Here is a 17,259-nt window from a genome sequence, read left to right on the forward strand (position 1 = left end):
TATCCCGGGCGCACCAACACTATGCGCCCGGGCTTTTTCTACTTGCGCTTCTCCTTTTTCCAGCGGGCTCCAGGAAAAACAATCACATACAAGCGGATCAACAAGCCCATTGGCACACAAATCAAAATCACAATAACTCCTAAAACAGCACGCATATAATCACTGCCTTCTTCGTGTTTCTCAGCGTGATCCCACAGGTAGGATTGGTAACAGTGATCGGGCCCATCAATCGGCTTCAGGGTATAGTTAATTACCCGCTCCAGAAACCTCCAGTAACGCCGAAAACGTGTTTCTGTCACCCTTGAGAAATAGCCACAGCGCGCAGATATAGTTGCATCAGGATTGCCGCCAGCAATGGCATTGCCCAATTGATCCACGGCAACAATAACATTCCAAAGCCAGCTTTTATTGGCACCTTTCATTACCAGCCTATTTATTGACGGATAACCCTCCTCCCTAATACCCCCAGCCCTAGGGTTTGGCATCCACAGTAAAACAATCACCAATGAAAGAATAATCCATAAAAACACGAGCGTGCACACAAACGCTTTTTCGTAAGAAAATCAAGTTCCGCCGAACTTCAGTGGCAAAAGCCGCGTTCGTCTAGACTTTCTCCGAACGGCAATAAATCCATGCCGTTAAAAAATACTTCAGATTATCGAGATCTCTTCCTAAAAGATGTTGCATGTCGCCACGATTGCCACCCACTCGGAAAGGATGCTTCCCGTCCTGCTGGAATCCGCCAACCGCAACGGCGTGTCATTATCTATCCTTGGGCACAATTATCCTTGGAAAGATTTCTCTTCCAAAATAGACATCTTAATGCCTTTCTTTAGATCCCTACCGGAAGAGGATATCGTCTGCTACCTGGATGGTTTCGATTCACTAATACTGCCATCAATCAAACACTTAGAAAAAAAATTTCTCACCTTTGGCAAGGAAATTATTTTTTCCAATGATTACGAACATAGCGGTATACAAGGATTTTTTGAAAGAAAATTTTTCCCCAGCGAGTGTGTTTTTTCTACAGGTGTCTTTATAGGCAAAAATATAGCGCTACAAAACCTTTTCCAGACCGCTCGTAAGATGTACCCCAATTACTCTGATGACCAAAAAATTCTTAGGCACTATTATGCACACCAAAACTGCACACAAATAGGTATCGACGGCGAAAGCCAACTTTTTTTTAACTTTGATGCCGCCAATCCAAGTTTCAATCTACTAAGCCAAGTAAGCAAAATTCACAACGAAGAAATATACCTACACAATGGAGAAACTCCGAGTATTATTTCATTCCCTTGCAGCTGGTTTGCTATTGGCATCAAGAAAAAACTCAATGTGCTTCTGGAAAAACTCGGGTACGAATACAACCCAGGAATTAACATCAAAGGTACTTTCCATGGCCTGAAGTACTATATTGGCACCTCGATTAAAGAGAGTATCAAAACACTATTAAAATAGCCCCAAATCACCCAGCCAATACTCCCTTCAATCGCAGATAACCTTTATATCGATCAATAAAAGCTATAACTTAATTCAAACGGTGAATAGGGTCCTTCACACCAATCACCGGTGTCCAGTTGATAGCAGTGCACACCCTCGGCAATACAGTTATCGAGACTTCCCATATAGGGATCACCGGCCAGGCAAAAACGCGGGAATGCAGTAAGTTCATCCGGTGGCACCGGAGTAGTTTTGTAGGTGTAGTAAGTTGCCGTGCCGGTTAAGTCATAACCGAAACCGTCAGCCACGCAGCCCGCCAGGGACTGCGTTACAAGAACAAGAAAAAAAACAACGCTAATTTTCATAGGAAATACAACGCCTTCCACCGGAAATGTCAAAACAACGAGCACTGGGTGGGCAAATAGAACCCGGCGCCAGCTCCTCAGAATCTCCCGGGCAGCTTGTTGGAGACGCAGGTGCATCTGGCACGTGGGAGGAATGAGAAGAGTGAGAAGAGGGATAACCCCGGTATTCCGCATGGCGGGGAATTGGCGGGCTTACGGGATAAACTACTTGATTGCGCGTATCGGGGGTTCCACAACCCTCAAGGAATACACCCATCGACAAAGCAGAAATAAATATCGCAAATTTTTGCATGGTAGCGCTCCGTATCAGCACCGCGCGGACAGAATCCACGCACTTTTAGATCCGGCTATTTCGCAACAGCTCCACACTGGGCTCGGCTACTATCGTTAGTAAACCCGCAATATAGGGAAAAACCAGGCCATGGAGTCCTGCAAGCTATCTACGCAATCCGCCGCCTCGCATTCGCTTTTGGCGGTAAGGGGTTGTGGGTATTTTGTGTGGTTACTGCCGACTTCCACAAAGCTGGCGCTTTGTCCGGCAGCCTCTGCCTCATAAAAGAAAGGGTCTTCGCCCTCCACTTCGTCCGCAGGCAAAAACAAGCAGCCCTGCATCGCAAATACCGCCACAAACGGCAACGCGAATTTCCTTGTAGGTCCCATAATCCGACACCTCACATTTTCAGTGCTGCGATGATAGTAGCCTCTCTGTGAGTCTAGCTGCCGAGGCATTAGCAGCCAGCAATCCAGAATCGATTTGCGCGTAAATCATCTTATTGTTGTTTTACGCGGCGAATATTTCATTTCCACTTAAAGGCTCCTTAGTCCTGACTATAAAAAAAGCGGCCGATTGGCCGCTTTTTTTACTGACTTTAACTCGCTGGCAATTACAGCAACAGTCTGCGCACATCCGCCAGCACGCTAACCAAATAAGTCATAAAGCGTCCGGCATCTCCGCCATTTACCGCGCGGTGATCGTAGGAGAGCGCCAAGGGCAACATCTGCCGAGGCTCAAAATCCTTACCGTTCCACACCGGCTTCATCGCCAGCTTGGAAACACCGAGGATACCAACTTCCGGAGAATTGACGATCGGGGTAAACCCGGTGCCGCCGATAGCCCCCAAACTGGAAATGGTAAAGCAGGCGCCCTGCATCTCGTTGGGCTTCAGCTTGCCATCGCGGGCCTTCAGGGCCATTTCAGTGGCCTCGGCCGCCAGCTCGTACAGGCCTTTCTTATCCACATCGCGGATAACCGGCACCATTAAGCCTTTGGGTGTATCTACTGCCATACCCACATGCACATAGTCCTTGCGCACAATGTGCTCGCCATCGTTGTGCAGGGACACATTAAAGCTGGGCTCTGCACGCAGGGCCGCGGCTACCGCTTTCAGCAGGAAAGGCACTGGAGTGAGCTTCACTCCACGCTTCTCCGCCTCGGCCTTCATGGACTTGCGGAAGGTTTCCAGCTCTGTGATATCCGCATCGTCAAACTGGGTGACGTGAGGCACGTTGAGCCAGTTGCGCGACATGTTGGCTGCGGTGATCTTGTGGATCTTGCTCATCGGCTCCACATTCACCGGGCCAAACTGGCTGAAGTCGATATCCGGCATCTTGGCGATACCGATTCCACCGCCGACACCAACCGCACCGCTCTCAGCTTTCTTCACCTGGTCGCGGATATAGTTGTGCAGATCGTCCTTGGAGACCCGGTTGCGCGGACCGGTGGGCTTCACCTTATTCAAGGTAACACCCAACTCGCGGGCCAGTTTGCGCACGGCAGGGCCGGCGTAAACCTGGGCTGCTGCGGTAAGGTTGCGCTCCAGCTGAAAGTCTTTCTGCGGCACTGCCGGGGGTTCAACAGACGCAGATGCCTGTTGCGGCGCGCTCTCGGCAGGCGCTGTCGCTGCAGGAGCTGCAGCTGGAGCCGCGGGCGCGGCAGCGCCTGCGGCAACTACTTTCAACACGCCCAGGGTGTCACCCGTGGAAACCTTGTCGCCCTCCTTAACGGCGATAGAAACCACGGTACCGGCGCTTGGGGAAGGCACATCCATAGAGGCTTTATCGCCTTCCACCACGATCAGGGAGTCGCCTTCTTCAACCGCATCACCGGGTTGCACACTGATCTCGATCACATCAACCGCATCAGCGCCACCCAGATCCGGGATCTGGATCGTTTCCTCTTTCGGCTCGCCGCTCGCCGCTGCCGCAGGGGCTTCAGCTACAGGCTCTGCAACCGGTGCAGCTTCTTGCTTGGCGGGGGCCGCAGCGGGCTCCTCTGCCGATGCTTCCGCCACATCGGTTTCGATCTCCCCGATCACGTCGCCTTCGGAGACCTTATCGCCCTCTTTCACACTAATGCTGAGGATTTTGCCAGCCACCGGAGCCGGCACATCCATGGAGGCTTTATCGCCCTCCACCACAATCAGTGAATCCTCTTGCGCGACGGTATCGCCGACCGCAACAGTAATTTCAATCACATCCACCTGGTCGGCACCACCGAGATCAGGCACTTTAATGACTTGTTTTGCCATAGGAGTTCTGCCTTCTCTTAAATGATGCGCGGGTTAACTTTTTCGGCGTCGATATTGAGCTTCACGATTGCTTCCGCAACCTCTTTAGCATCAATAACGCCCTGCTTGGCCAAGCCGTTCAGTGCGGCGATGACCACATAGTTGCGATCCACTTCGAAGAAGCGACGCAGCTGCTCGCGGCTGTCACTGCGGCCGAAACCATCGGTACCCAGGGTGGTCAGTTCACCATCGATAAATTCGCGCAGTGGCTCCACATAGGAACGGATGTAATCGGTGGAGGCGATAACTGGGGAGGTATTGCCTTCGAACTGCTCAGTGATCCAGGCTTTGCGGGGCTCGGCTTCCGGGTGCAGCATATTCCAGCGCGCCACATCCTGGCCTTCACGGGCCGCTTCCACAGCGGAGGTGAGACTCCAGACATCGGAGGTCACACCGAACTGGTCGGCGAGGATATCCGCCGCTGCCAGTACTTCGCGCAAAATAGTACCGCCACCAATCAGCTGTACATGTTTCTTCGCCGCTTTGCCCTTGGCGCCTTTCTTGACGTTGGACTGCAGCTTGTAGATACCGCGAATAATGCCCTCTTCCACGCCCTGAGGCATTTCCGGCTGCAGGTAGTTTTCGTTCTCGATAGTGATGTAGTAGAAGAGGTTCTTCTGCTCTTCGTACATCTCTTTCAAGCCGCGCTGCATAACTACAGCCAGCTCATAACCGTAAGCCGGATCGTAGCTGCGGCAGTTGGGGATAGTGGAGGACAGTACGTGGCTGTGGCCATCCTGGTGCTGCAGCCCCTCACCGTTCAAGGTGGTACGGCCAGCAGTGGCACCGATCAGGAAGCCGCGCGCCTGCATATCGCCAGCGGCCCAGGCCAGGTCGCCGATACGCTGGAAGCCGAACATGGAGTAGTAGATATAGAAAGGCACCATCGGCACGCCGTGGTTGCTGTAGGCAGTAGCCAGCGCCATCCAGGTGGACATGGCACCGGCTTCGTTGATGCCCTCTTCCAGCACCTGGCCTTTCTTATCTTCCTTGTAATACATGATCTGGCCGTGATCCACCGGGGTGTAGCGTTGCCCCTGGGAGGAATAGATACCCAGCTGGCGGAACAGACCTTCCATACCAAAGGTACGGGCTTCATCGGGAACGATCGGTGCGATGTTCTTGCCGATATTCTTGTCTTTTACCAAGGCTGCGATAGCGCGGACAAATGCCATGGTGGTGGAGATTTCGCGCTCACCGGAGCCTTTGGTCAGTGCGCTGAAGGCATCGAGACCGGGAACTTCCAGTTTCGGGCACTCAACCGGGCGACGGGGAACCGGACCGCCCAGGGCCTTGCGGCGCTCCGCCATATATTTCATTTCCGGGCTGTCCGGAGATGGGCGGTAGTAAGGGACCTCTTCCAGCTCTTTATCGGTGAGCGGAATGGCAAAGCGATCGCGGAAACGCTTGAGGGAATCCAGATCCAGCTTCTTCACAGAGTGGGTGTCCATCGCCGCTTCACCGGCGGAGCCCAAGCCGTAACCTTTAACGGTCTGGGCCAGGATCACGGTAGGCTGGCCTTTGTGGGCCATCGCCGCCGCGTAGGCTGCGTAGACTTTATAGGGATCGTGGCCGCCGCGATTGAGCTTCATAATCTCATCGTCGGACATATCCTTAACCAGCTCTAGCAACTCCGGGTATTTGCCGAAGAAATGCTCGCGGGTATAAGCGCCGCCGTTGGCCTTGAAGTTCTGCATCTCGCCATCGACCACTTCGTCCATAACTTTCTGCAACAGGCCTTTGTCATCTTTCTCCAGCAGCGGATCCCATAGGCGACCCCAAAGTACTTTGACAACATTCCAACCGGCACCGCGGAATACGCCTTCCAGCTCCTGCACGATCTTGCCGTTGCCGCGTACCGGGCCGTCCAGGCGCTGCAGGTTACAGTTAACCACGAACACCAGGTTTTCCAGTTGCTCGCGGCCGGCCAGGGAAATTGCGCCCAGGGTTTCCGGCTCGTCACACTCACCGTCACCAAGGAAAGCCCACACTTTGCGATCGCCGCGCGGGGACAGGCCGCGGGCAGACAGGTAGCGCATAATGTGCGCCTGGTAAATCGCCTGGATCGGCCCCAATCCCATGGAGACCGTGGGGAACTGCCAGTACTCTGGCATCAGCCAGGGGTGAGGGTAAGAGGACAGGCCATTGCCGTTCACTTCGCGGCGGAAGTTGTCCAGCTGCTCTTCATCGAAGCGCCCTTCCAAGTAGGAGCGAGCATAAATACCCGGTGCGCTGTGGCCCTGGAAGAAAATCAGGTCGCCGCGCTCTTCACCTTCATTGCCACGGAAGAAGTAGTTAAAGCCCACATCGTAGAGTGTGGCCGCAGAGGAGAAACTGGAGATATGGCCACCGAGGCCATCGTCATTCTGGTTGGCACGTACCACCATCGCCAGGGCATTCCAGCGAATCAGGGAGCGAATGCGGCGCTCCATAAATAAGTCGCCAGGCATACGCTTTTCCGCATTGGGCGGAATGGAGTTGCGATAGGGAGTGGTGATTGCCGCAGGCAATTGTACGCCTACATCGGTAGCGCGGTCAGACAGCTGCTTCAGGAGGAAGGCTGCGCGTTCTTTGCCGCTATAGCGGATAACCGCTTGCAGCGCGTCCAGCCACTCCTGCGTTTCGAGGTTATCGGTATCTTCGTGCATCAAGTGCTCCTCGGCGAATTAGGCGACGTCGAGTCGGTCTATTTCTCAAAAATCGGTACGCGGGCAAACTACAGCGCGAGCAAAAAAAAGCTTCCTTTTTTTCTTGGTTCCGCCAATTCACCAACTTTGTTGGCGTAAATGCAAAGTTTGTGAATCTTTACTCGAATATGACGGTGAGGAAAGCGGCGCAATTGATTGCCGCAAGTGCCTAGTTTGACTGTGATTATTTGTTCCGGGGCCCGCGCAGACTGGCGGACAAAACCCCATCCCCGGTTGTTAGCGGAGGGAATTGTAGTATTACTACAAAAAATTTTCCAGACAGGACGGTTAGTAACAAATAAAACAAAAGAGCAAAACAATTATTTGCCGTTTGGCCGTTTCACCGGAACATTTAGTGGAATTTTTGAGAAAATGAACTACAAAATCGAGTCTCAAACAAAGACATCAGTCACAGCTGAACCAGCTCCCCACCGGGTTGATATTCAGCGTAGACCAAGTAACGCAGCGGGCCACCAGCCGCCAGGGCATTAAAGGGGTAACAAGTCACCAGCAATAAACCCCGCTCGGCAAAGATCGGCAAACGCTCTCTCTCACTGTCCACAATTCGCATTTCCGCAACCCGATAAGTATGCCAGCGTCCGCGTTTATCCTGCAGGTAAATGGAGGTACCCCGCCTGACACGCTCTAATCCCGCAAAGTGAGTATCCCGGTGTGCGGCAATAACCGTGGTGCGAGGCTCGCCAGGGTTGCCGGACCCAGCTAAGAGACCAGGGCCGAAAGCCAACGCCTGGCCACTACCGCCGCTGAGAACAATTAATGGCGACTGCCCTTCCAACTTTAACTTGGCCACAGGCCAGGTGTCCGCCCAGGGCCAGGGCTTTTGCAGAGCCCCGCCCTGTAGCTGTTCTTCCCAAGCACTATTGATCAACACTTGGGCCAATTCTGCCTTGGCCAGGAGCCAGCTGGCTGAACCCAACTGCCACAAGCCCGTTCCCAAGCAAAGCATAAAGAGCAATGAGCGAGCCACGCTTACACACCTCCCCGTTGCAGAGGATTAGCGCCGCTGGGTTGACGGGGGTCCGGTAAAACCCTGCGCAGGAAGGAGCGCAGGGCTCGGGTCAAGTTGCTGCGCAAGGCCCGACCGCGCTGGAAGATCGCCGCAAACATCAACAATACCGCCGCTGCCAATAACTGCCCGTAGAGACCTGTAGCAGTTTGCGGATAGGCCTGGCGCTGTAGCACTTGCCCTTTAGCCACCATGTTGGTGACCGAGCTGCGAGATAACTTCTCTTCAACGCTGCGTACAACTTCCTCTTCGACTGCAACAAAACTGGTATAGGGGCTGGCAAGTTGATGACTCAGGGCAATCTGCAAAATCTGTTCGCGCAAAGCCAGCCCCGCATCCGACTGCTCTCCAGACTGAAGCTGCCGGTCCCGCAGAGAATCTATCTTGCTGCGCGCCCAGACACTGCCGATGCCTGAAGTATCGCTACCACTCTCTACTTTCAGAGCGAGTTTGCGCACAAACTGTTTACCTGCCATTCGGCCCCGCAGCTGGATATCTCCCTGCAAAAGATCACCCTGCACCTTGGCCACCAACTGCATAGGCTCACCGTTATAGAGATCGGGGATGCGCTTGGGGTAGGCATCCGCGACGACTCCCTGGGGCCAACTGAGTTGCAGGTCTGTAGCCATAGGATTTTCCAACTTGGCGAACAGAGCCTGCATACGCTCGCGAACTTCGGAAATATCACCGATGGTGACGAAAGTACCGCGCCCAAACTGGGCAGCTTTGCGCATAAAGTGGCTATTGGGAGCCGAACCAATACCCACAGTAAACAGCCGGGCGTTATGCAAGGACTGGCTAATTAACTCGAACAGGGCCCGCTCATTGCCCACCGCACCATCTGTAATAAATACGACTTGCTGAACGGTACTGGTGTCGTCCTGCATTTGCTGACCGAATGCCATTCGCAAGGCCGGCGCCATTTCTGTACCCCCCTCCGCATTCAGGTTTTCGATTTCCTGACGCGCACGGCGGATATTCTCCGAGCTCGCCGCTATCGGGCGCGGGAAAAATGCGCGGGTTGTACTGTTAAATTCAATAACGTTAAAGCGATCATTGCTGTGCAGGCGAGACAGTGCCAGGGTAAGGCTCTCCTTCGCCTGGCGAATAGAATTGCCAGACATGGAGCCGGAAGTATCGATCACATAAATCACTTCCCTCGGTAAACGCTGCGCAGAGGTACCGTCGCTGGGTGGCAGCAGCATGACCTGCAGATAAGCACCAGCCTGCTCTTCTACCCCCTCTTGCGCTGTGATTTTCTCGCTAAACAATGCCGCCCGCGGCATAGCAGAAGCGCGCGGCTGCCAATTCAATAAGAAATCCCGATCCATTGCAGCTGTTTCATCTCGCAACTGAATCCGATAGCGACCGTCACCTCGGTTATCAATATCAATCTGGTGATAGGGGCTATCGATTTTTGCTAGCGGCAGTCCGCCATGCAGATCCACCTCGATAGAAATATTATGACTACCCAGTGCCTCTAGCTCCTGCGCTGGCTGCATAAACGGAGTTATCGACGCAGCATCCGGCACTTGATTAGTGGGCAGTGCCCAGCCACTACTCTCTGCCACCAACTCCTGTTCATCGCCGTTCAACGCCTGGGAGGGTATTGGCTTGCCAGGGACATAGCGCGGGGTCAATGTGGTGGGCATACGCAGTGAAAAAACGCCGCTGTCATAATTCACTGGCTGCAAAAAGCGGATATTAATTTGCACCATCTCATCGGGGGCAATATTGGCCACTTTATTAGTGAACAGATTTGGGCGCTGCTGCTCTAGAAGAGCTGCACGCTTACCCGCCGCACGAGCAGCCTTATAAATCTTGGAGGCCTCTTTTCGCTCGCGTACCTTACCGACAATGCGGCGCTCGCCCACCTGAATTTCAAGCCCCGCCACCGCAGCTCGCTCAGGCAGTGGTAATGCATAAACCGCTTCCTGCCAGCCGTCGGTGGTATTCTTGAATTGCTGCTGAAGCTCGACTTCCGCTACCAGACCCCGCACGGAAATACTGACCTGACTTTTCAGGTGCACCGCTGGAATATACTTTCCGGACTCATTGCCAGTAAAAAGTAAGTCCCCGCCCTTTACATCGTCCAGAGTAACTGTCTCGGTGAACTCCCGCTGGATCGCATCACTCACAGCGGGAAGTTCCTGGGCATTGACCTCTGCCCCGATTGCCGCAATGACTACCGCCAATACCACCACAATAAATAACAACCAGCGCCCGGCACCACCGGTCTTCTGGCGACGACGATAGTATTCCTCTGTCGGCAACATCAGATCGTCTTTATGGAACCGCTGCCCGAATAACATCACCCTGTTCACTCACTTACCTCCACTTTTAAATTGGATGTTGAAGTCATTAAACAGAGGGAAGCGGGCGAAAGGCGGCAGGAATACGAGCACAAAACAGGAGGAATTGTGGCGAATTATGGCAGGCATAAAAAAACCGGCGAAAACGCCGGTTTTTTGCAGTTCGATCCAGATTAGTCGACCAGACCGTAATCCTTGCGGAGAACTTCAAGCAATTCCTCTTTGGGATTATCAGATATCTCAAGTTTCGTACCAATAATCTTCTCAGCAATACCAATATAAGTATTAGAGAGATCCATCAGCATAGATTCTGGCAGCTCGTTATCACGAGCCAGAGCCGAGCGCTCATCCATGCGATCTTTGTTCAGCAGGATATCGGCATCGGGGAAGTATTTGAGCAGGGCCTGACGGAAACCTTCTTTGGATTTCTCCACAACCTTACCCGCGCGATACTGTTCGCCGTCCCAGATACGGGAGGAGTCCGGGGTGCCCACCTCGTCCATATAAATCAGCTTTTCTTCACCATTGGCATCGGTGACATAGCCGAATTCAAACTTGGTATCGACAAAAACCTGGTCGAGCTTTTCCAGCTCGGCAGAAATCAAATCAAAACCTTCCTTCAGCAACTTCTCATACAGGTCGATATCGCCTGCGCCACAGAAACCGAAGGCTTCGAAATTGTCTTCGATATTCTTGCGAGTGACATTAACATCGTCCGCTTCCGGCACGCCGGGGATGCCCTTGAGAATACCTTTACTGGAGGGGGTAATGAGTAATTCAGGCAGCTTCTGGTCTTTTTGCAAGCCATCAGCAATCTCGATACCGCAGAACTCCCGCTCACCCTTCTCATAGGAACGCCACATGGAGCCGGTGATGTACTGACGGGCGATCGCTTCGATCATAACCGGGCGCGCCTTCTGCACGATCCACACCAGCGGGTGCGGGATATCCAGAATGTGGCTATCGGCGAGGCCCTGCTCTTTAAACAGTTTGAACCAGTGGTTGGAAATAGCATTTAGTGCTGCGCCCTTGCCTGGTACGCCATGCATGCCGCCTTCGCCAGTCCAGATACAGTCGAACGCGGAGATACGGTCGGAAATCACCATTACCGCAAGTGGAGTGTCAGGAGAAACCGGGTAGCCCTTCTCCTCAATCAGGCGGCGGCTGTCTTTCTCGCTCAGCCAGTATACGGAACGGACCTTGCCACTGTGGATAGGCTTGTCGGTGCGGATCGGCAGGTCATTATTGACCGCTAGAACTTTGTCAGCCAGGCTCATGGGCTCTCACCTATTTGAAGGGATCAAATAAAAGAAAGCGCGGCATTCTAGCAAATGCCGCGGCCTACAGACAAAGAAAGATATCGGGCAATTACTCCGAGCTACGCCGGGCCTCCCATTCTACCTGGTGCTCATGGGTAGGCCAGGCACTCATAATGGCCTTGAGCAAGGTCGCCAGGGGAATTGCAAAGAAGACGCCCCAGAAACCCCAGATGCCGCCAAAGAACAGCACCGCGAGGATAATAGCAACCGGGTGCAGATTCACTGCCTCGGAGAACAGCAGTGGTACCAGTACATTGCCATCGAGCAGTTGGATAATGCCGTATGTCATCATCAGGTAGAGAAATTCATTACTCCACCCCCACTGGAAAAGCCCAATAGCCGCAACGGGGATAGTGACAACCGCTGCACCGATATAAGGAATCAGCACACTGAAACCCACGGCTACCGCCAGCAACAGGGCGTAGTTCACCCCCAGTAACAGAAAGGCGGCATAACTGACAGCAGCCACAATGCCAATTTCTATCACCTTACCGCGCACATAATTGGCCACTTGGTCATTCATCTCATGCCAAATCTGGTGGAGCATGGGCCGCTCTTTCGGCAGGAAAGAGGTGCACCAGCGAATCAGCTGCTCTGCGTCCTTCAGGAAGAAAAATACCAGGATCGGCACCACTACAACGTAAATCAGCAACCCGGCAAAAATGGGTAGGTTGGTAAGGGAGAAGGCCAGCAGTGTCTGCCCCAGGCCGCCCAGTTCGCTGCCGAGGGTATTGAAGATTTCATCGATCTGTCCGGCTGAAATTAAACGCGGGTAGCGCTCAGGAAGTAACAATAAAAGCTCCTGCCCGCGCTGCACCATATTGGGCAACTCCGCCCCAAGCCGCACCAATTGACGCCAGATAATAGGCAGCACCACAAATAACAGGGCCACAATAGTGCCCACCAAGACCAAACAGGAAAGGGTAACCGCCAACCAGTGTGGCACACGCCAGGACTTCAGCTTTTGCACCATGCCCTGCATCAGGAAGGCGATCACCAACGCGGTGAATACCGGGGCTAGCACAGCGCCCAGAGTCGCCAGGACCACCAGGGCCAGGGTCAATATTAAAACCAGAAGCACCACTTCTTCCTGACTGAAGTAGCGGTTCACCCAGCCTTTTACAATCGATAACATAGACTCTCGGGATTTATCTTTATTCATTTGCCAGCGTACAGCCAATATTGAAAGGTATTATTACGTCGCTCAGCGCGGAGCAGGGGCCGGCCACTTAAAGATGCAAAACTGTGGAAGTCTCGCCAGGACCCTTCATCAGTAGCCAGCACACAAAGCAGCATTCCCTCTGGGTATTCCCGCAATGCCCGGCGCATGGCCAGTAACGGTTGTGGGCAGGGCAGATTTCTTGCATCCACAATAGTGGCCGCGTCCCAGTTCGGTATCTGGGTATCGGGCTGATTGGTAGAAGAAGTTACTGACATTGCCTTTTTAGTCACAAACCAGAATTGCCGGGGATTATAGCGCGAACCAGACGCCATAACCCGCGCAGGCTTTACGCTTTTTAACTTTCCGCCTGGCGTAAGTGTGAACCTTTTATGGTCCACTAAGTCCAAACCTCGACAGTCCAACGGGGTAGCGTATAGAGTTGGACTATAGATCCTTCAAGGACAGACCGAGCAGTAATCAAGATGACTGATTCCAAAAACAGCCTGCTTCACCGAACGCGCCCCCCAGCTATCCTCCATCGACTTCGCGCAGGACTGCGAAGCCTGGGTATGGGGTTGTTACTCGGCGCAGTCCCGTTTGCTGCCATAGCGGACAGTGATGAAATCCGCCTCCCCGAACTGGGAGATAGGACCAGCGGTGTCGTATCGCACACCCAAGAAAAAGAACTGGGGCAGATGTGGCTGCGTATATTTCGCAGTCAGGTTCGCACCTCCAGTGATGCCCTGATCCAGCAATTTGTCGAGGGCATGGTCAAGGAATTGGCCGAGTACAGCCCACTGGAAGACAAAGAAATTGATGTTGTTGTCGTAAACAACAAAACCATGAACGCCTTTGCAGTCCCCGGTGGAGTCATGGGGGTCCATACCGGCCTGTTTCTGTTTGCTGAGCGTGAAGACCAGTTTGCATCGGTAGTTGCTCACGAATTGGGCCACCTCAGCCAGCGGCACTACGCCCGCTCCCTGGAAGCACAGCGCAACAGCACAATTCCTACTCTGGCCGGCATGCTCGGTGCCTTGGTTCTGGCGGCTACCGCCGGTGGTGAAGCGGGGATCGCGGCCATGAGCGTGACCCAGGCTGCAGCCCTGGACAACCAGCTGCGATTCAGCCGCAAGAATGAGCAAGAGGCAGATAGGGTCGGTATCGATACCCTGGCCAAATCCGGCCGCGATCCAGAGGCCGCCGGTGAAATGTTCGAACAAATGCTCAAGGCCACACGTTACTACCAACGCCCCCCAGAATTTCTCCTGACCCACCCCGTTACAGAAAAGCGTATTGCCGATGCCAAGTTGCGCGCTCAGCGTATGGAAAAAGTGGCTCCCAGCGAGGACCTGGATTATCACCTGATGCGCGCCCGGGTACGGCTCGCCACAGAACCAACGCCGCAGCAAGCAGTAAAACGCTTTAGCGCGGAGCTGAATGGTATTAATGACAATGAGGATGCCGCCCGTTACGGTCTCGCCCTGGCCCAAGTAGCCGCAGGTAGACCCGATTCAGCGCTGGACACCCTACAGCCCCTGTTAGACAAGACCCCCTCAAAAGCAGCCTATGTGCTGGCCCGAGCGGATATCGATCTGTTGCGAGAAGACTACAGCAGTGCCACCAAGCGCCTGCAGTGGGCCCTCGATCGCAATCCGGGAGACCACGCCTTAATCATGGGCCTTGCCAATGCCCACTTTAAAGCCGGCAACTACCTGGCCGCAGAGCGCCTGCTGGCGAAATATAGCCGTACGCGGAAGAAAGACCCGGCAGTTTGGTACCTATTGGCGGAGACCCACGGATTGGCCGGAGATATTGTTGGCGTGCACGAGGCCCGGGCTGAGTATTACATCCTCAACGGCATATTCGACAAGGCTATTCAACACCTGCGCCATGGAATTCGCATGTCAAAAGACGATTACCAGGTCAATGCCATCTTGGAACAGCGCCTCAAAGATGTGTTGAAAATGCAGGAAAGAATCGAGGAGCTGTAACTCCCCCCAACAAAAAGAGCGGCCATTGGCCGCTCTTTTTGTTTGCTCACCGCCGCTCCCTCAAGAGCTAACCTTTGCGGAAATCCAACATCCGCTGCAGCGGGATCATCGCCTTGCGCCCCAGTTCCGGGTCCACAAAGATCTCATTATCCCCGCGTTCCAGTACACCGCAGAGGTTCTCCAGAGAGTTCATCGCCATCCAGGGGCAATTAGCACAGCTGCGGCAAGTGGCTCCAGCGCCGGCGGTTGGCGCCACCATTAGCTCTTTGTCTGGGCACTCCTGCTGCATCTTGTAGAAAATGCCCTGGTCGGTAGCCACAATAAAGCGCTTCTCTGGGCGGGTCTTGGCAGCATTAATAATCTGCGAGGTAGAACCCACAACGTCGGCCAGGGCTACCACAGAGGCGGGAGATTCAGGATGCACTAGAACCACAGCATCCGGATAGAGGGCCTTTAAGTCCTCAACCCCCTTGGCCTTAAACTCTTCATGCACAATACAGGAACCGTCCCATAACAGTACGTCTGCGCCGGTTTCCCGCTGGACATAGCCGCCGAGGTGCTTGTCAGGTGCCCAAAGGATTTTTTCGCCATTGGCATCCAGGTGATCCACTACATCCAGCGCAATACTCGAAGTCACCACCCAGTCCGCCCTGGCTTTTACCGCAGCAGAAGTATTGGCGTAAACCACCACCGTGCGGTCCGGGTGCTGATCGCAAAAGTCAGAGAACTCCTGTGGGGGGCAGCCGAGATCCAGGGAGCAGGTTGCCTCAAGGGTCGGCATCAGTACTTTCTTGTTCGGGGTAAGGATCTTAGCGGTCTCACCCATAAACTTTACCCCGGCCACTACCAGAGTATCGGCCGAGTGCTGAGCGCCAAAACGGGCCATTTCCAATGAGTCAGAAACGCAGCCGCCGGTCTCCTCTGCCAGGGCCTGAATCAAAGGGTCGGTATAGTAGTGTGCGACCAATACTGCATTCTGTTCTTTCAACAAGCGCTTGATGCGCTCGCGCCATTCTTGCAGCTCTTCTTCGCTATATTGAGACATTACCGGCTCCGCCAGGTGCGCTTGCACCAAAGAGCGAGAATCTACCTTGTCTGCGGCAATGGACTTATGAGTCATGACTAACTTCCAGTCGCGGAAAAGCGCGCATTATAGCGCAATGAAACGACACCACCACGCACCCTTTCGACAGCAATTTTAATCTGGCGTTACAGGCAAAATAGGCCGAAGGAATTCAACCTGGTCACCTCAGAAAGTACACATTTCGGCAGCAGGACCGCTATGGAGATATTGGATACAGTGATAGTCGGGGCTGGGGTATTAGGACTTGCCTGCGCCTACCAGATGAGCCGGGCTGGCCACAAAGTGATGGTGCTGGAACAACACAGTGCCATTGGAACCGAAACCAGCGCTCGCAGTAGTGAGGTCATTCACGCAGGCCTCTACTATCCAACGGACAGCTTGAAAGCCCGCGCCTGTGTAAACGGTAAATCCATACTGTATCAATTCTGCCAAGAATACGCGGTGCCCCATAAGCAGCTCGGCAAACTGGTAGTCGCCACCGATAAAGCACAGCTTGCGCAATTGAGAGACCTCAAAAATCAGGGGGATACTAATAACGCTGGCGGACTTCGATTACTAAGCGCCTCTGAAGCCCGATCTATGGAGCCGGAATTACAATGTGCCGGTGCCATTTACTCTCCGACGACCGGCATTATCGATAGCCACAGCCTGATGCTAGCCCTTGAGGGTGCCATGGAAGCCAGGGGAGGAGAAGTTATACTTGCGAGCAAAGTTGCGCGAATTGAAATATCCAGCGGCACTTGCCAACTCGTGATGGAGGATGGCTACAAACTGAAAACCTGCAATCTAGTTGTGGCCGCAGGCCTCCACACAAGCTCGCTAGTGGGGACGATAAATAGCGAAGTTATAAAACGAGAAATTCCCACCACGTATTTTGCTAAGGGCAGTTACTTTACCCAGTCAAGTAAGGTGCCTTTTTCACACTTAATTTACCCTCTACCTGAAAGTGCCGGTCTGGGTATTCACCTCACTCTGGATTTGGCCGGAGGGGCGCGCTTCGGTCCAGATGTGGAATGGGTCGAGTCCATTAACTACCAAGTGGATCCGAGTAAACTAAATACATTTTATGACAACATCCGTCGCTACTGGCCTGGAATATCAAAGAATACTTTACGGCCTGGCTATGCGGGCATTCGCTCCAAAATTGTACGCAGGGGCCACTCCGCTGGTGATTTCCAGATTTATCACAAAAGCCTATCGGATAAATCTCAGTTAGTGGCATTTTTTGGAATTGAATCCCCCGGACTGACCTCTTCACTATACCTCGGAGAAGTAATTGTAAAAATGATTTGCTAATTATTT

General features: G+C 53.4%; 15 protein-coding genes. 3 read left to right on the top strand and 12 right to left on the bottom strand.

All coding sequences use genetic code 11. From position 1 onward, the window contains the following. Positions 1–38: 38 nt before the first annotated feature. The gene (locus ACJJIN_RS14065; RefSeq protein ID WP_444895148.1) at positions 39–422 is read right to left on the bottom strand and encodes a hypothetical protein; all 384 of its coding nucleotides are present in this window, start codon (positions 420–422) and stop codon (positions 39–41) included. Positions 423–678: 256 nt separating this feature from the next. Between ACJJIN_RS14065 and ACJJIN_RS14070 the strand changes: the two genes are divergently transcribed. Further along, positions 679–1,461 carry a glycosyltransferase domain-containing protein gene (locus ACJJIN_RS14070; RefSeq protein ID WP_444895149.1) on the top strand — a complete coding sequence of 261 codons (783 nt, stop codon included), beginning with the start codon at positions 679–681 and terminating at the stop codon, positions 1,459–1,461. Between the two features lie 53 nt (positions 1,462–1,514). Here the strand turns inward: ACJJIN_RS14070 and ACJJIN_RS14075 are convergent, their stop codons facing one another. From ACJJIN_RS14075 to ACJJIN_RS14120, 10 genes are all read right to left on the bottom strand, one after another. Next, the gene (locus ACJJIN_RS14075; RefSeq protein ID WP_444895150.1) at positions 1,515–1,808 is read right to left on the bottom strand and encodes a hypothetical protein; all 294 of its coding nucleotides are present in this window, start codon (positions 1,806–1,808) and stop codon (positions 1,515–1,517) included. Continuing rightward, a complete protein-coding gene (locus tag ACJJIN_RS14080) occupies positions 1,798–2,100 on the bottom strand; it encodes a hypothetical protein (RefSeq protein WP_282934207.1) in 303 nt (100 codons plus the stop codon). Before ACJJIN_RS14080 ends, ACJJIN_RS14075 begins: the two co-directional genes overlap by 11 nt. Positions 2,101–2,195: 95 nt before the next feature. Continuing rightward, entirely contained in the window at positions 2,196–2,468 is a 273-nt protein-coding gene (locus ACJJIN_RS14085; protein ID WP_444895151.1) for a hypothetical protein, read from the bottom strand. Between the two features lie 224 nt (positions 2,469–2,692). Continuing rightward, on the bottom strand, positions 2,693–4,336 hold the full coding sequence (gene aceF / locus ACJJIN_RS14090; RefSeq protein WP_444895152.1) for a dihydrolipoyllysine-residue acetyltransferase: 1,644 nt from the start codon (positions 4,334–4,336) through the stop codon (positions 2,693–2,695). 17 nt (positions 4,337–4,353) lie between these two features. Next, positions 4,354–7,023 (bottom strand): pyruvate dehydrogenase (acetyl-transferring), homodimeric type, encoded by a 2,670-nt coding sequence (gene aceE / locus ACJJIN_RS14095; protein ID WP_444895153.1) that lies wholly within the window; start codon positions 7,021–7,023, stop codon positions 4,354–4,356. A gap of 448 nt (positions 7,024–7,471) precedes the next feature. After that, positions 7,472–8,050 (bottom strand): class GN sortase, encoded by a 579-nt coding sequence (locus tag ACJJIN_RS14100; protein ID WP_444895154.1) that lies wholly within the window; start codon positions 8,048–8,050, stop codon positions 7,472–7,474. 2 nt (positions 8,051–8,052) lie between these two features. Beyond that, positions 8,053–10,413, bottom strand: a complete 2,361-nt coding sequence (locus ACJJIN_RS14105; RefSeq protein ID WP_444895155.1) for a marine proteobacterial sortase target protein — start codon at positions 10,411–10,413, stop codon at positions 8,053–8,055. Between the two features lie 161 nt (positions 10,414–10,574). Beyond that, complete coding sequence (locus ACJJIN_RS14110; RefSeq protein ID WP_444895156.1) at positions 10,575–11,678, bottom strand: phosphoribosylaminoimidazolesuccinocarboxamide synthase; 1,104 nt, start codon at positions 11,676–11,678, stop codon at positions 10,575–10,577. Between the two features lie 91 nt (positions 11,679–11,769). Then, positions 11,770–12,855 carry an AI-2E family transporter gene (locus ACJJIN_RS14115; RefSeq protein WP_282934585.1) on the bottom strand — a complete coding sequence of 362 codons (1,086 nt, stop codon included), beginning with the start codon at positions 12,853–12,855 and terminating at the stop codon, positions 11,770–11,772. Between the two features lie 23 nt (positions 12,856–12,878). Further along, entirely contained in the window at positions 12,879–13,172 is a 294-nt protein-coding gene (locus ACJJIN_RS14120) for a sulfurtransferase TusA family protein (protein ID WP_444895157.1), read from the bottom strand. Between the two features lie 192 nt (positions 13,173–13,364). On the opposite strand from ACJJIN_RS14120, the gene ACJJIN_RS14125 reads away from it, so the two are divergent. Further along, a complete protein-coding gene (locus ACJJIN_RS14125) occupies positions 13,365–14,873 on the top strand; it encodes a M48 family metalloprotease (RefSeq protein WP_444895158.1) in 1,509 nt (502 codons plus the stop codon). Between the two features lie 67 nt (positions 14,874–14,940). On the opposite strand, the gene nadA is transcribed toward ACJJIN_RS14125, so the two are convergent. Further along, complete coding sequence (gene nadA / locus ACJJIN_RS14130; protein ID WP_444895159.1) at positions 14,941–15,993, bottom strand: quinolinate synthase NadA; 1,053 nt, start codon at positions 15,991–15,993, stop codon at positions 14,941–14,943. A gap of 162 nt (positions 15,994–16,155) precedes the next feature. On the opposite strand from nadA, the gene ACJJIN_RS14135 reads away from it, so the two are divergent. Continuing rightward, positions 16,156–17,253, top strand: coding sequence for an NAD(P)/FAD-dependent oxidoreductase (locus ACJJIN_RS14135; RefSeq protein WP_444895160.1), 1,098 nt, complete (start codon positions 16,156–16,158; stop codon positions 17,251–17,253). Positions 17,254–17,259: the final 6 nt, after the last annotated feature.

Source organism: Microbulbifer maximicatervae (SeqCode), from assembly GCF_052467505.1.